Below are 1085 nucleotides of genomic sequence, written 5' to 3'. Positions count from 1 at the left end.
CGCGCACGACCGCGGCCGCCTTGCGGTCGGCCTCGACGAGCAGGGCGTGCGCCGCCCCGCGCGAGAGCGCTTCCAGGCCGAGCGCGCCCGAACCGGCGTACAGGTCGACGACCCGCGCGCCGTCCAGGTCCAGGCGCGCGTCGATCGCGCTGAACAGCGCCTCGCGCACCCGGTCCGAGGTGGGCCGGGTACCGGCGGGCGGCACCTTCAGCCGCCGCCCGCCCGCCGTACCCGCGACGATGCGCGTCATTCCGACTCGCGCGCTGCCAGTTCCACCAGCAGATCGCCGCCCTCGACCTGCTGCACCTTGGCGGTCGCGATCCGGCCGACGATGCCGGCGCGCGGCGCGGTGATGGCCGCCTCCATCTTCATCGCCTCGATGGTGCCGACGGTGTCGCCCGCGTGGATCTCGTCGCCCTCCGACACCGCCAGCGTGACGACACCGGCGAACGGCGCCGCGATGTGGCCGGGGTTGTTCTTGTCGGCCTTCTCCGCGGCGGGCACCTCCGACGCGATCGAGCGGTCCCGCACCGCGATCGGGCGCAGCTGCCCGTTCATGATGCACATGACCGTGCGCATACCCTTCTCGTCCGGCTCGGAGATCGCCTCGAGCCCGATGAGCAGCGTGACGCCCTTCTCCAGCTGCACCCGGTGCTCCTCGCCGCGGCGCAGACCGTAGAAGAACTGGTTCTCCGACAGGCCGGTGGTGTCGCCGTACTTCTCCCGGTGCGCCTGGAACTCCGCGGTCGGGCCGGGGAACAGCAGGCGGTTGAGGGTGTGGCGGCGCTCGGCCGAGGTGCCGTCGAGACCGGCCTGGTCGGCCGCGGTCAGCGGGGTCTCCGGCTTGGGCTCGCTGCGCCCGGCCAGCGCCTTGCTGCGGAACGGCTCGGGCCAGCCACCGGCGGGCTCGCCCAGCTCACCGCGCAGGAAGCCGATCACCGAGTCGGGGATGTCGTAGCGGCCCGGATCGGCGGCGAAGTCCTCGATGTCGACGCCGGTGCCGACCAGCGCCAGCGCCAGGTCACCGACGACCTTCGACGACGGGGTCACCTTGATCAGGCGGCCCAGCAGCCGGTCGGCCGCGG

At 73.5% G+C, this 1085-nt stretch carries 2 protein-coding genes; both read right to left on the bottom strand.

The features are described from left to right. Positions 1 to 250: RsmD family RNA methyltransferase (locus tag ACWDVW_RS32675; protein WP_449956862.1), on the bottom strand; the 250-nt coding region annotated here is incomplete at its 3' end. Next, a partial coding sequence (locus ACWDVW_RS32670) for a biotin/lipoyl-containing protein (RefSeq protein ID WP_449956859.1) occupies positions 247 to 1085 on the bottom strand: 839 nt, incomplete at its 5' end. The genes ACWDVW_RS32675 and ACWDVW_RS32670, both read right to left, overlap by 4 nt.

The organism is Micromonospora sp. NPDC003241, from assembly GCF_053589795.1.
Note: the sequence above shows the minus strand (reverse complement) of the source record. Positions and strands in the feature narration are given on the sequence as shown.